The sequence below is a fragment of the Streptomyces sp. NPDC058864 genome, assembly GCF_042742985.1.
GTDB lineage: Bacteria > Actinomycetota > Actinomycetes > Streptomycetales > Streptomycetaceae > Actinacidiphila.
On the sequence record NZ_JBHYMQ010000003.1, the window covers coordinates 32,320 to 46,614 of the forward strand.

Annotated in this window: 8 protein-coding genes; 6 read left to right on the forward strand and 2 right to left on the reverse strand. The window is 75.3% G+C overall.

Annotation, left to right across the window (positions count from 1 at the left end; translation table 11 throughout):
* Positions 1-271: 271 nt before the first annotated feature.
* Entirely contained in the window at positions 272-3,262 is a 2,991-nt protein-coding gene (locus tag ACFW3D_RS03365) for a glycoside hydrolase family 2 TIM barrel-domain containing protein (RefSeq protein WP_500500779.1), read from the forward strand.
* A 133-nt stretch (positions 3,263-3,395) separates the two neighbouring features.
* Complete coding sequence (locus ACFW3D_RS03370; protein ID WP_500500780.1) at positions 3,396-4,673, forward strand: glycoside hydrolase family 18 protein; 1,278 nt, start codon at positions 3,396-3,398, stop codon at positions 4,671-4,673.
* Between the two features lie 66 nt (positions 4,674-4,739).
* Here ACFW3D_RS03370 and ACFW3D_RS03375 read toward each other — a convergent pair whose 3' ends face one another.
* The gene (locus ACFW3D_RS03375; protein WP_500500782.1) at positions 4,740-5,501 is read right to left on the reverse strand and encodes a CAP domain-containing protein; all 762 of its coding nucleotides are present in this window, start codon (positions 5,499-5,501) and stop codon (positions 4,740-4,742) included.
* A gap of 448 nt (positions 5,502-5,949) precedes the next feature.
* Here ACFW3D_RS03375 and cobF point away from each other — a divergent pair, with 448 nt between their 5' ends.
* Both cobF and ACFW3D_RS03385 read left to right on the forward strand, forming a co-directional pair.
* Positions 5,950-6,717, forward strand: a complete 768-nt coding sequence (cobF, locus tag ACFW3D_RS03380) for a precorrin-6A synthase (deacetylating) (RefSeq protein WP_500500784.1) — start codon at positions 5,950-5,952, stop codon at positions 6,715-6,717.
* Positions 6,718-6,817: 100 nt separating this feature from the next.
* On the forward strand, positions 6,818-8,227 hold the full coding sequence (locus tag ACFW3D_RS03385) for an MFS transporter (RefSeq protein WP_500500786.1): 1,410 nt from the start codon (positions 6,818-6,820) through the stop codon (positions 8,225-8,227).
* A 188-nt stretch (positions 8,228-8,415) separates the two neighbouring features.
* Here ACFW3D_RS03385 and ACFW3D_RS03390 read toward each other — a convergent pair whose 3' ends face one another.
* On the reverse strand, positions 8,416-9,477 hold the full coding sequence (locus ACFW3D_RS03390) for a DUF3800 domain-containing protein (RefSeq protein WP_500500788.1): 1,062 nt from the start codon (positions 9,475-9,477) through the stop codon (positions 8,416-8,418).
* A 188-nt stretch (positions 9,478-9,665) separates the two neighbouring features.
* On the opposite strand from ACFW3D_RS03390, the gene ACFW3D_RS03395 reads away from it, so the two are divergent.
* Together ACFW3D_RS03395 and ACFW3D_RS03400 are read left to right on the forward strand one after the other, a co-directional pair.
* Positions 9,666-11,399: an RNA ligase family protein gene (locus ACFW3D_RS03395; RefSeq protein ID WP_500500789.1), complete on the forward strand. Its 1,734-nt coding sequence runs from the start codon at positions 9,666-9,668 to the stop codon at positions 11,397-11,399.
* Between the two features lies 1 nt (position 11,400).
* Positions 11,401-14,232 carry a poly(A) polymerase gene (locus ACFW3D_RS03400; protein WP_500500791.1) on the forward strand — a complete coding sequence of 944 codons (2,832 nt, stop codon included), beginning with the start codon at positions 11,401-11,403 and terminating at the stop codon, positions 14,230-14,232.
* The last annotated feature ends 63 nt before the right edge of the window (positions 14,233-14,295 follow it).

A 14,295-nucleotide genomic window follows, 5' to 3' on the forward strand; every position in this document is an offset into this window, starting at 1 on the left:
GCCCGGAACGGTCCGGCGACCGGCCACCATCGACCGTTCCGGGCCGTCCGGGGCGGGCGCACCACGCCCGCCCGGGACTTCGCCCCGCCCGGCCGTCACCCCGTGCCGTCGCAGCGGACCCTCGTCCTCCCCGGCGCCGATCGCGCCGCACCGCGGGCCCCGACCCGTGGCCGCCGGGCCACCCCCGGCGACGCCGCCCGGTCCTCGTCCCCACGGGCCCGCCGTCACCGCGCCCCCACCGCGAACCGACCGCTTCCGGGAGGGAACCCCCATGCAGGACCGTCGTCCCGCAGCAGCAGAGCCCGCCGTTCCGATCGACCCGTGGGACGCCCCCGAGCTGACGGGCTGGCGCCGGCTGCCCATGCACGCCGTCCTCCGCCCCGACGCGCCGCGCGTCGCTCTGGACGGACGCTGGCGCTTCCAGTTGCTGCCCACCCCGCGCACTCCGCTCGCCGGCCGCTGGGCCGAGACGGACGTGCCCGGCTGCTGGACCGTCCAGGACTTCGACGACATCCACGGTGTGCGGGACCTGCCGCACTACACCAATGTGACGATGCCCTTCCCCGACATGCCCCCCTCACCGCCGGCCGGGCGCAACCCGACCGGGGTGTACGAGCGGGAGGCCGAGGTGCCCGCCGACTGGGCGGGTCGGCGGGTCGTGCTCCACGTCGGGGCCGCCGAGAGCGTGCTGATCGCGCACGTCAACGGTACCGCCGTCGGGGTGGGCAAGGACTCCCGCCTCGCCTCGGAGTTCGACGTCACGCACGCGGTGCGCCCGGGGGAGCGCAACACCGTGCGCCTGACCGTCGTCAAATGGTCCGACGCGACGTTCCTCGAGGACCAGGACCAGTGGTGGCACGGCGGTATCACCCGCTCCGTCCACCTCTACGCCACCGACCCGCTCCACCTGGCGGACGTGGGGATCACGGCCGTGCCCGGCGGCACCCTCGACGTCGCGGTCAAGGTCCGCAGCGGGGCGGGCGCGCTCCCGGCCGGCTGGAGCGTCTCCGGACTGCTGTGCACCCCGGACGGCATCCTGCGGCTCCCCGCCGACGAGGCCTTCGCGCGGGCCAACGTCGCGAGCGAGCGGGTCTCGGACTTCCTCGGCGAGGCCCGCATCCGGGCCACCGTGCCCGGCGTGCGCCCCTGGACCGCCGAGACCCCGCACCTGTACGACCTGACCGTGCGGCTGCACCGCGCGGACGGCACCGTGGCCGACGAGTCGCGCCACCGCGTCGGCTTCCGCAGTGTGCAGATCTCCGGGGCCGACCTGCTGGTCAACGGCGTCCGGGTCTACTTCCGCGGCGTCAACCGGCACGACTTCCACCCGCTGACCGGGCGCGTGGTCGACGCCGAGGAGATGCGGGCCGACCTGTGCCTGCTCAAGCGTTACGGCTTCAACGCGGTGCGCACCGCGCACTATCCGCCCGATCCGGCGCTGCTCTCCCTCGCCGACGAACTCGGTCTGTACGTCGTGGACGAGGCCGACATCGAGACCCACGACCACGCCCACGAACTGGCCGACGACCCCCGCTACCTGGGGGCGTTCACCGACCGGGTGGCGCGGATGGTGCTGCGGGACCGCAACCACCCCAGCGTGGTCGTCTGGTCGCTGGGCAACGAGAGCGACCACGGCGCCAACCACGACGCCGCCGCGGGGTGGCTGCGGCGCACCGATCCGACCCGGCCGGTGCAGTACGAGGGCGCGATCAAGGACGCCTGGGAGGAGGCGCAGTCCGCGAGCGACATCATCTGCCCGATGTACGCCTCCATCGAGGAGATCACGGCCGGCCCGCACTCCAAGCCGCTCATCCTGTGCGAGTACTCGCACGCCATGGGCAACAGCAACGGCTCCCTGGCCGACTACTGGCGGGCCATCGAGTCCACCCCGGGTCTGCAGGGCGGCTTCGTCTGGGAGTTCAGGGACCACGGCATCCTGCAGCGGCTCACCGGGGAGCGGGCCGGCCGCCCGGCCGGGCCCGACGCCCCCGCCGGCGCGTACGCCGACGGCGTGACCGCCCCCGGCTACCGCTGGGCGTACGGCGGCGACTTCGGCGACACGCCGAACGACGGCGCCTTCTGCGCCGACGGCCTGGTCCTGCCCGACCGGACGCCCAAGCCCGCGATGGCCGAGCACCGTGAGATCGCCGCCCCGCTGCGGTTGGAGCTCACCCCCGACCGCCGGCAGGCGCGGATCACCAACCGGCAGCACTTCACGAACCTGGCCTGGCTGAGCGCGCGGTGGCACATCGGCGACTCCGGCACCGCACCCGCCCGGCTGCCGGACCTCGCGCCGGGGGAGAGCGCGGTGGTGCCGCTGCCCACCAGCCTGCTGCCGCACGGCGACTCGCACCTGACCCTGCGGGTCACGACGGCCGAGGACTCGCCCTGGGCGCCGCGCGGCACGCTGGTGTGCGCCCCGCAGGTGGTGCTCGACGAGGACCACCGGGACCTGCTCACCCGGGCGGGCGCCGTGCTCGCCCCGGACGGGGCGGTGGAACTCGACGACGCCGGGCTGCTCCGGCACCCGCTGCTCACCGCGCCGCCCGTGCTGACGCTGTGGCGGGCGCCCACCGACAACGACGAGTGGGGTGGCATCGCCGGCCGCTGGCGCGCCTGGGGCCTGGACGCGCTGCGACGCATCCTGGTGTCGGTCGGCAGGGAGGGCGCGAGCGTGGTGGTGCGCTCGGAGTACGCGACGGACGGCGCGGGCACCGTCGGCCACGAGCAGGTCCTCACGCCGCTGCTGAACGGCGGCCTGCTCGTCGACGAGACCGCGGTGCTGCCGGAGGCGCTGAACGACGTGCCGCGGGTCGGCACCGTCTTCGAGACCGTTGCGGGTCTCGACACGCTGGAATGGTTCGGCCGGGGCCCGGGCGAGACCTACCCCGACCGGTGCGTGGGCGCGACCACGGGACTCCACCGGGCGGACGTGGACGCCCTGTTCACGCCGTACCTGAGGCCGCAGGAGAGCGGCGGGCGGCACGGCGTGCGGCGCTTCGGCCTCACCGGGGCGGCGGCCGCGCCGGGGATCGCCGTCCACCTGGACGCCCCGCGCCAGGTGAGCGTCACCCGCTACCGCGCCGCGGAGCTCACGGTCGCGGAGCACCACGACGAACTCGTGCCGCGCGCCACGTGCGTGGTCCACCTGGACGCCGCCCACCGCGGGGTCGGCACCGCCTCCTGCGGGCCCGACACCCTGCCGGCGTACCGGGTCGGGCCGGGCACCCACCGCTGGTCCTGGACGCTGATGCCGATCTGACGAGCGGTCATCGGCAGACGAGGAGCGGGGACTTCCGCATTGGTGCAGACCATTGACCTCATTGGTCTAGTCCTTCTAGGGTGTCCCCGCACCCACGCGCGCTCACGACCGCTTCCTCACCAGAGGTGACTCCATGCCCAGACAGCAGGGATCACGGTTCCGCAGAGCCCTGGTCGGCCTCGTCGCCGCCGGCACGGCGCTGCTCACCGCGAGCCTGGTCACCGGCCCCGCCGCGGCCCAGCCGGCTCCCGCGGCGGCGTCCCACGGCCACCACGCCCCGCACGCCCCGCACGCCACGTCGAAGGTCGTCGGCTACTTCATCGACTGGGGCGTCTACGCCCGCGACTACCACGTGAAGAACATCGTCACCTCGGGCGCCGCTTCCCGGCTCACCCACATCAACTACGCCTTCGGCAACGTCACGGACGGCAAGTGCGCCGTCGGCGACGCCTGGGCGGACTACCAGAAGCCCTACGACGCGGCCGGCAGCGTGGACGGCGTCGCCGACGGCACCGAGGAAGGCGCGCTGCACGGCAACTTCAACCAGTTGCGCAAGCTGAAGAAGAAGTACCCGCACATCAAGATCCTCTGGAGCTTCGGCGGCTGGACCTGGTCGCCGGGCTTCACCCAGGCCGCGGCCGACCCGGAGGCCTTCGCCGACTCGTGCTACGACGTGGTCGAGGACCCGCGCTGGGCCGATGTCTTCGACGGCATCGACATCGACTGGGAGTACCCCAACGCCTGCGGCATGTCCTGCGACACCAGCGGCCCGAGCGCGTACAAGGACCTGATGGCCGCCGTTCGCCACCGCTTCGGCAAGAAGAACCTGGTCACCGCCGCCATCACCGCCGACGCCTCCGACGGCGGCAGGATCGACGCGGCCGACTACGCGGGCGCCGCGAAGTACGTCGACTGGTACAACCCCATGACCTACGACTACTTCGGCACCTGGTCCGCCGCGGGCCCGACCGCCCCGCACTCGCCGCTCACCTCCTACCGCGGCATCCCGGAGAAGACCTCCAACGCGGCGGCGACCGTCCACAAGCTGCGCGGCCTCGGCATCCCGGCCCGCAAACTCCTGCTCGGCCTCGGCTTCTACGGCCGCGGCTGGACCGGGGTGACGAGGACGGCTCCCGGCGGCGACGCCACGGGACCCGCCCCGGGCACATGGGAGGCGGGCAGCGAGGACTACAAGGTGCTCAAGACCCGCTGCCCGGCCACGCGCGTGGTGGCCGGCACCGCCTATGCCCGTTGCGGAGACGAGTGGTGGAGCTACGACACCCCGCTCACCCTCCGGGGCAAGGCGGCCTGGGTGAAGTCGCAGGGGCTCGGCGGCGCCTTCTTCTGGGAGCTGAGCGGGGACACCGCCGACGGTGAGCTGATCAACGCGCTCGGCCGCGGCCTGCGCTGATCCCGCCACGACCACGCCGGGAGGTCCGGCCGCCACGGGGGCGGCCGGCCCTCCCGGCGTACTGCTTCAGCGCGCGGCGCCGAAGTCCTGCGTCCAGTAGTTGCCGGGCTGCGCCAGCGCGATCCCTATTTCCTTGAAGGAGCAGTCCAGTATGTTCCGCTTGTGACCGGGGCTGGCCATCCAGGCGCTCATCACGCTGGAGGCGGAGGAGTAGCCGTAGGCCACGTTCTCGCCGTAGCTGCTCCAGTTGTAGCCCACCGAGGAGATGCGGTCGGCGGGTGACGAGCCGTCGGAGCCGGTGTGCGACATGCTCTGGTGCGAGGCCATGTCCTTGCTGTGGTCCTGCGCGGCCTCGTTCAGCTTGGCGTTGACCTTCAGGGCCGTGCAGCCGGCCTTGGCCCGCTCCTGGTTCACCATGTCGAGCACGGTGGCCGAGGCTCCCGTGAGCGTGGCGCCCGAGCCCGCGGCCGGGGCGGCGGACGGTGCCGAAGAGGGCGCCGAGGACGGTGCGGAGGCGGGGGCCGAGGGCGCGGAGGAGGGAGCCCGGGACGGCTTCCCGCCCCACCCTCCGTCCTTCGTCCACGTCCCGTTGCCGGTCCAGTTGCCGGAGCCGGCGGCCGACCCGTTCGCGGCCCCGTTCCAGGACCCGGCCCAGGAGCCGTGGTTCCAGCGGCCCTGGCCCTGACCCTGGCCCTGGGACCCGTCGTACCGCGGGCCCTGCTGGCCGCCGACGCAAGCCATGGCCACCGAGGGCACACCCACGGCGGCGACGGCGAGGGCGGCGACCGTAATCTTCCGGAAGTGCTTCGTCCGGCGGTGCTTCGTCATTGCGTGACCTCGTTCGAAGGTTCGGCGTGCGTGTTCACAACCCGCCTGAGCCGCCGTGACGGCTGGCAGGCCCGGCCATTGTGTGGACCGTCCCGAACATCGGGCAATGAAAGATCGGTACTACGCGGACTCGTAGCCACCAGGACTCTTGCGCCGGGCGCGTGGGCGTGCCGCGCCACCGGACGCGTCGTCCGGAAGGAACCTGATGGGCCCTCAGATCGCGTTCCCCGCCCCGGGAGCAGCCCATGACGCCGTACGGATCGGATACCGTCGCCCCCCTGTGCGAATTATGTCCCATTCCGTTCCGGATAGAGCTTATATGCCGTGCCGCCATCGGCTACTAAGTCGCACCGTAACCACCCAATCCAGCGTGAGGGACATCACAGGGCGTCCCGGGAACAGTTGCCGCGATGGCCGTCACGGACGCACCGCAGGGCACAATCACCGCATGCGACACATCCTCGTCATCGGCATCGGCGCGGGCGATCCCGAACACCTCACCCTTCAGGCGGTCAAGGCGATCGGCCGTACGGACGTTTTCCTCGTCCTCGGCAAACCCGAGGAGCGCCAGGACCTGATCCGTCTGCGCCGGCGGATGCTCGACGAGCACGCCCGCCCCGGTCACCGCCTCGTCGAGGTTCCCGACGCCGAGCGCGACCGCACCGCGCCCGGCTACGCGGACGCCGTCGAGGACTGGCGCCGGCGCCGCGCCGACCTGGTGGCGGACCTCCTCGACGCCCACCTCGGTCCCGGCGAGACGGGCGCCTTCCTGGTCTGGGGCGACCCCTCCCTCTACGACAGCGTGATCGCCGTCGTGGAGGAGGTCCTCGCCCGCCGGCCCGGCTCCTTCACGCACGAGGTCGTCCCCGGCATCAGCAGCGTCGCCGCCCTCGCGGCCCGCCACCGCCTCACCCTCACCCGGGTCGGCCGCCCCCTGCAGATCACCACCGGCCGTCGGCTCGCCGAGGGCTTCCCCGGGGACGCCGACGACGTGGTGGTCATGCTCGACGGCCGTGCGGCCTTCGCCGGGATCGACCCCGAGGGCCTGGAGATCCACTACGGCGCGTACCTCGGCACCGAGGACGAGATCCTCATCTCCGGCCCGCTCGCCGAGACCGCGGAACGCATCCTGCGCGCCCGCACCGAGGCCCGGGAGCGCAAGGGCTGGATCATGGACACCTACCTGCTGCGCCGCCGCTCCGACGGGACGCGCTGAGCCGCGCTCAGTACGCCTGGTCGGTCGCGTGAAGCGGACCTTTCACCCCTTAATGTGACATCCGGTACTGAAGCGCTGCGTACGGGATGAGGTCGAGGACGTGCCCTTCGCGGAGGCCGCCGACGGCGACGGGCCCGCGCCCGCCGCCGTGCCGGGCCCGGGCGCCCGGTCGTGGTCACGGGCGCCGCTGCTCGCGGTGTGCGCCGGGTACTTCATGGTCATCCTGGACGTGACCGTCATCAACGTCGCCGTGCCCGTGGTCGGCCGCGAACTGCACGCCTCGCTCACCGGGATCCAGTGGATCACCGACGGGTACACCATGGTGTTCGCCGGGCTGCTGCTCACCGGCGGCGCGCTCGGCGACCGGCTGGGCAACCGCCGGGTCTTCTGCACCGGCGTGGCCGTGTTCACCGCGTCCTCGGCCGCGTGCGCGCTGGCACCGGACGCCCCGGCCCTGGTCGCCGCGCGGCTCGCCGAGGGAGCCGGGGCGGCGCTGATCGTGCCCGGCTCCCTGGCCCTGCTCCAGCAGGCCTACCCGGTCCCGGCCGCGCGCTCGCGGGCCGTCGGGCTGTGGGGCTCGATGGCCGGCATCGCGGCGTCCGCGGGCCCGCTGCTCGGCGGGCTGCTCGTCTCCACGGTGGGCTGGCGGTGGGTCTTCCTGGTCAACCTGCCCGTCGGCGCCGCCTGCCTGGCGCTGACGCTGCGCCACGTGGCCCCCTCGCCCCGGCGGGCCGACCGGGCCCTGGACTGGCCCGCGCAGTGCGCGGTCGTGGCCGCGGTCGCCCTGCTGACCGCCGTGCTCAACGAGGCCGGACGGCGCGGGTGGTCCGATCCCGCGGTCCTCGCCGGTGCCGGGCTGGCCCTCCTCGCCGCCGCGGCGTTCGCGGTGCGCGAGCGGCTGGCCCGCTCACCCGCGATCCCGCCGCGCATGCTGGGCTCCAGAGCCGTCGGCGGCGGATCGCTGACCGGACTGCTGTTCAACTTCGCCTTCTACGGCATGGTGTTCACCGCCAGCCTCTACTTCCAGCACCAGCGCGGCTACAGCGCGCTCGGTACCGGCCTCGCCCTCCTCCCGGCCGTGGCGACGACCATGTTCGCCTCCGTCCTGTCCGGACGGCTGGCCCGCAGGACCGGGGACCGCCCGCTGGTGGTCAGCGGCATGCTGCTGGGCGCCCTCGGACTGGCCGGCTGGGCCGCGGCGGGGCCCGACCCGGCCTACCCGCTGCTCGTCGCCCCGATGATGGCCGCGGGCTTCGGCACCTCCTTCGCCCTCACCGGCACGACCACCACCGTGATGGCGGCCGCGCCCCCCGGCTACTCGGGCACCGCCTCCGCCCTGTTCAACACCGCCCGCCAGATCGGCAGCGCGGCCGGCGTGGCCCTCGGCGGCACCCTCCTGGCCACCGCCGCCGACTACGGCACGGGCCTGCGCCTCGCCATGGCCGCCGGCGCCCTGGCCTACCTGACCGCCGCCGTCCTGGCCCTGCGGTGCGTACCGCGCAGGCCCTAGCCTTTCCGGTCCGAGGTGCACGGCTCCGGGCGCGGGCGGCCGGAACCCGTGACGGGATCGGGTGCGTCGACGACCGCTCCCGAACGGTCGTCGGCGAGCGGCCCGAAGCGGGCACCGCGATCGTGTGGTCGACTCGCCACCGCGGGCCCCGACGGGACCAGGAGCGGTGCCGCGGCGCGCGACGAGGCTCAGCGGTGCGGGCTGAGGCGGCCTCGGCCGGGCCCGGCCGCGGACGGCACGGGCCCCAGCCGCGACCAACTCCGGTCGTCGCCCCACACCGAGAGCGGATCCACGTAGGGGCGCAGCAGTCCGGTCAGCACCGGGTCGCCGCGCCCGGCGAGTTCGTCCGAGGCCAGTTTCCGCGCCACCCCCGCGAGGAAGTCGGCGAGCTGGATCCGCGGGTCGTGGCGCGACTCGGCCAGCCGGAGCCCCGCCAGACGGCGGCCCGGGGGCAGTGACGCCCCGAGCCGTGCGATCCGTTCCTCGGTGAGCGTGTTCTGCCGGTCGTGGACGACGTGCACCGGCGCTCCGTCCTCGCCCCAGCGTGCGACCGTACGTTCCAGCGCGGGGAACAGCGGATCCAGCGGCTCCACCGCCCCCGGCTCCGCGGACAGCCGCGCCCGGAACGCCTCCGCCCGGGGCCTCGCCCGCCGCAGCACCGCGAGGACCCCGGACCGACCGCCGTCCCCGCCGGGTGCCGGACGCAACGCCTCCAGCGCCCGGTAGAACGCGTCGACGGGCGCTTCCCCGTCCTCGTGGTTCCTCCTGCGCACCAGGTCGTTGGCGGCGCGGAGGAACGCCTGCCACCCCGAGGGCTCCACGGTGCCGCGCCCCTCGCGGTACAGCACCGCCGCCGCGGCCGCCGCGGCCGGCCCCCCGGCCAGCACGTCGAGGACCGCCACGAGCACGAAGTACGCCTTGTCGGTGAGGTGCACGGACGCGTGACCGTGCAGCGGGCCCGCGGGGCCGAGCAGCCACTCCAGCACCGCGCGGTGCTTCTCCCGCAGCAGATGGTTGGCCTTGTACTCCTCGGCGGGCGACCTGATCCGCTCCCGTATCTCCCGCAGCGCCCCGGCGGCGGCGTCGCCCGCGACGCACACGCCCGCGTGGGCGAAGACATCCGTGTTCCCGCCGATCAGGTTCTCGCCGTCGGAGCCCGACTCGTCGCAGGCGACCTCCAGGAACGTCACGCGCCCATCATCGCGCCCACCCCCCGTCGCCACCACGCATTTTGCGGTCCCTCCCGGCATCCGCCGGGACGGCGGCGGCGCCGTCCGCAGGCCGGCCCAAGTCGATCCGGAGCGGGCGCACTCGCATCGGCCGTCCCGTTCCACCGGACTTCCCGCTCCCCGATGGCGCCCCGGTTATGCGGTGGCCCACGGGGTCCGGCGCTCCTACAGTGAGCGCGCAAGAGAACGTCACGGGGGATTCCGGCACCATGCGCACGCACTATCCACGCACTCCGCACCTGCCCTGGTCGCCCGGGGCCACGCCGGACGACCTGCGCGCCGGGGACCCCGGAGCGCTCCGCGGCCGCGAGGTCGTCGTCACCGAGAAGCTCGACGGCGAGAACACCACGCTCTACCGGGACGGGATGCACGCCAGGTCGCCGGACTCCGCCCACCACCCCTCCCGCGCGTGGGTCAAGGCGCTCCAGGGGCGGATCGGCCGCTCCCTCCCGCCCGGCCTGCGGGTGTGCGGGGAGAACCTGCACGCCCGCCACTCCCTCGCCTACGAGGACCTGGACAGCTGGTTCTACGGATTCTCCGTCTGGGACGGCGACCGCTGCCTGGACTGGGACCGCACGGTCGGTTTCCTGCGGCGGCTCGGGATCCCGGCGCCCCCCGTGCTGTGGCGCGGCACGTACGACGAACGCGCGCTGCGCGCCCTGCGCCTGGACACCGCGCACCAGGAGGGCTACGTCGTCCGCACCGTGGACGGCTTCGCGTACGGCGAGTTCGGCCGCCACGTCGCCAAGTGGGTGCGCGCCGGCCATGTGACGACCGGCACCCACTGGATGCACGCCCCGGTCGTGGAGAACGGGCTGGGCGCGGCCGCCCCGCTGTGGGCGGTGCGCTCCGGCGCGGACCCCGACACCGCGGCGCTGGCCGCCGCGGTGGACGTCGCCGCCACCGGCCCCGGTGCCGCCGGGCGCGCCGCCGACGTCTGCGCCCGGCTGGACGTCCTCGGCCGCACCGGGGACGCCCGGCTGGCCGGGGTCCTGGCCGTCCTGCTGCACGGCACCCCCCGCGCCCGCCTGGCGGCCCGCCTCGCCGGACCCCTCGGCATGCCCGGGGCCCGGCGCGTGGCCGACCTCGCCGGACTCCACCCGGCACTGCACCGCCCCTACCCCGACGAGGACCGGGCGGCCGGCCTCGCCCGCATGGCGCTCGCCGCCGACCTGGGGGTCCTGCACGCCGTGGCGGCCGCGGCGGCGCCCGACGCCGAGGCCCGCGAGCAGACCGAGTGGTCGGCGCTGCACGCCGAGGAGGCAGGTCTGCTCGGCCCCGACCCGCTCGGCCCCCTGCGCGACGGAATGCGCGCCGCCCTCGCCGGGCTGGACGCCGACGCCGCGGACCGCTGCTGGGCGGAGGCCCGCACGGCGTACGCCGCCGGGCGGATCGGCGGCGCGAAGGAGGCCGTTGCCGCCACCTGGCGGTGGCGCTCTGCGGAGTTTCCCCGCCTGATCCACCTGACGGGACCCGCGGGAAGCGGCAAGAGCACCTTCGCCGGCACGCTGCCCGGCAGCGCCGTCCGCATCGCCCTGGACGACCTGCGCCTCGCCCGCGGCTCCCGTGCCGACCAGCGCGCCAACACGGACGTCCTGCGCGAGGGACTGCGCAGGCTGGACACCGCCCTCACCGGGCGTGCGACGGTGGTGTGGGACGCGACGTCCCTCAACCCGCACCAGCGCTCCCTGGTGCACGCGGTGGCCCGCCGCCGCGACGCCCTGGTCACCCACGTGGTGGCCCTGGTCGACGAGGAGGAGCTGGCCCGGCGCAACGCCGGTCGCGCCCACCCGGTGCCGCCGGCCGTACTGACCGCGCAGGCCCGCCGGTTCGCCCCGCCGTACCCAGGCGAGGCCCACCGCACCTGGTACGTCGGCGCGGGCGGCACCGTCGAGGACACCGACGGCTCGCTCGGCGGCGCCGCGGCCGGACAGGAGGCGTGACATGCGCACCAGCGAGGAGATCTATCACCGCGTCCGCTGGGACGCCCGGTTCGACCCGGCGCGCTTCGTGATCGGCGTGCACCAGCGCGGCGCCGCGCCCGAGCGGATCCCGCTGCCCGCCTTCGTGCCGGGCGGCGACATCCCCTGGCATCGCGTGCTGTTCGTCGAGGCGGACGGCGAACTCGTCTGGGACCGGGCCACCGGTACCGACCGCATCGACGCCACCGACGCCGGACGGGTCCGCGACCCGCGCCTGCTGCGTCCGCCGTTCTTCGCCGCCCGCGTCCCGCACGCCTGGGACGAGGACGGGCAGGCCTGGCGGCCCGCCGAGCGGGTGGCCGCGGTCCGGACGGGAGGGGCGGACGGCGGCCGGCTGCGCGTCCTGACCTGGAACACCCTGTGGGACCGGTACGACAGCCACCGCATCGGCACCGCCCGCCGCCGCCCCCTGCTGCTGCGCGCCCTGGAGGAGGCGGGCGCCGACGTCATCGCCCTCCAGGAGGTCGAGCCCGCGCTGCTCGACATGCTGCTGCGGGCCGGCTGGGTACGCTCCGGCTACACCCTCGGCACCGACCCGGCCGGACGCGACACCGACGACACCGGCGTGCTGCTGCTCAGCCGGCTGCCCGTACGGGAGGCCGCCCAGCACGCCCTCGGGCCGCACAAGGCCGTCGTCGCGATCACCGTCGAGACGTCCGCCGGACCGCTCGTCGTCGCCGCCACCCACCTCAGCAGCGACCATTCCGACGACGGCCCGGCCCGCAGGCAGGCCGAACTCGCCCGGCTCGCCGAGGGACTCGCGGGCGTCGAGGGCGACCTGCTGCTGCTCGGCGACTTCAACGACGGAGGCGAGGGGCCGCCACTCGCCCTCGGCCTGCGCGACGCCTGGACCGAGGCGCACGGGCCGCACGACCGCACGCCCACCTTCGACCCGGCCGTCAATCCGCTGGCCGCGGTCTCCTCGCTCAGCGGCCGTGCCTCCCGGCTCGACCGCGTCCTGCTGCGCGGGGGCGGACCCCGTGTCACCGGCGCCGTCCTGCGCGGCGACACCCCGGCGGAGGAGGGGCTGTTCGTCTCCGACCACTACGGCGTGGAGGTCTCCCTTTCCCTCACGGCCGGTGCGCAGGACGAGGCCGAAGACGTCCTGGACCTGCCGCCCACCGCGCGCACCGCCGTGGCCTGGCTGCCACCGGACGAGCTGTGGCCCGCCGTCCAGGCGGTCCGCCGCGACCACGACCCGCAGATCCACCGCTGGCCGCCGCACGTCAACCTGCTCTTCGGCTTCGTACCGGAGTCCGCCTTCGAGCGCGCCGCGCCCCTGCTGTCCCGGGCCGCGGCCGGCGTCCCGCCCTTCACCGCCCGCCTCGACGGTGTGCACACCTTCGGGCACCGCGAGGACGCGACCGTCTGGCTCGACCCCGCGGCCGACGGCGGCACCTCCTGGGCGGTCCTCCAGCACGCCCTCGCCCGCCGCTTCCCCCGCTGCCGGGGCCGCGCCGAGGGCTACACCCCGCATCTGTCGCTCGGCCGTACCCGGGACCCGCTGCGGGTCGCCGCCGACTGCGCGGCCCGGCTGCGCGGGACGACGGCGCAGGTCGGCCGGCTGGTCCTGCTCTCCCGGCGCGGGGACGAACCGATGCGGGTCCGGGCCACGGTCGCCCTCGGCACGGGGGAGGTGCGCTGGGTACCGGAGACGGCCGGCAGCCCCAGCACTCCCGACGACCTGCCGCACGCGGAGGAGACCGCGCGGCGCGTCGCCGGGGCCCTGGGAGGCGGCGTCGTCCACCTCGCCGGCTCCCGCCGCATGGGCTGCGCGCTGCCCGGCGCCGACCTCGACCTCGTCGCGGCGCTGCCGGGCAACGCCGACCTGGGCGCGGTCCGGGACAAGGTGACGGCCGCGCTGCCGGAGGCCACCCGCGTACGGGAGGTGACGGGCGCCCGCGTGCCGGGACTGCGCTTCCGCGTCGGCGCGCTCGACGTCGACCTCGTCGTCGTCGCCACCGGGGGCCTGGCCCCTGCCGAGGCCGTGGCCCGCCGCACCGAACTGGGCGAGGACGCCGCCGTCGCGCTCAGCGCCGTCAGCGACGCCGACGCGGTCCTCGAACTCGCCGGTGACCACGGCCGCTTCGCCGGTCTCGCCCGTGACGTCAAGGCCTGGGCCCGGGCACGCGGCCTGGACTCCGCCCCCTTCGGCGGCCTGCCCGGACTGGCCTGGGCACTGCTCGCCGCCCGCACCGCCCACGACGCCCCCGGCCTGACCGGCACCGCGCTGCTCCGGCATTTCTTCGCCACCTGGGCCGCCTGGGACTGGCGTCAACCGGTCGGTGCCGCCGGGCAGTCGGGCGCGGCGGTCTCCATCGCCACCCCCACCGAGCCCGTCCGCCCGTGCACCGCGCAGGTCGGCCCGGACGGACGCGACCTGCTCGCCCAGGAGCTCTACCGAGCCTGGGAACTGCTGGAGTCCGCGGCCGGCGAGGGCGCCGATCCCCGCCCGGCCCTCGCCGCCCCGCCCCCGCTCCACCGCCGCTACGCGGCCTGGGCGGTACTGGCCGTCCACGGGGCGACGGAGGCGGAGTTCGAGGACACCCTCGGCCGGGTCCGGGGCCGCGTCCGCGCGCTTCTCACCGCGCTGGAGGACGCCGGCACCGGCGGCGTCCACGCCTGGCCCCGCCCCTTCCGCGCCGCACCCCGCTCCGCCCACTACGCCATCGGCCTCGGCCCCACCCCGCCCGACGCGGCCGTCCTCGCCCGGATCACCGGGGAGTGGAGCCGCGGACTCCCCGGTGTCGAGGTGACCCGGGTGGAGGGCGGCGCCGTACCGACGCCGCGGTGAGGGCGGCACGCCTCTTCCCCGGTCGGCATCCGGGCCCCGAGGGGCGCGAGACCGCGGGTGAGG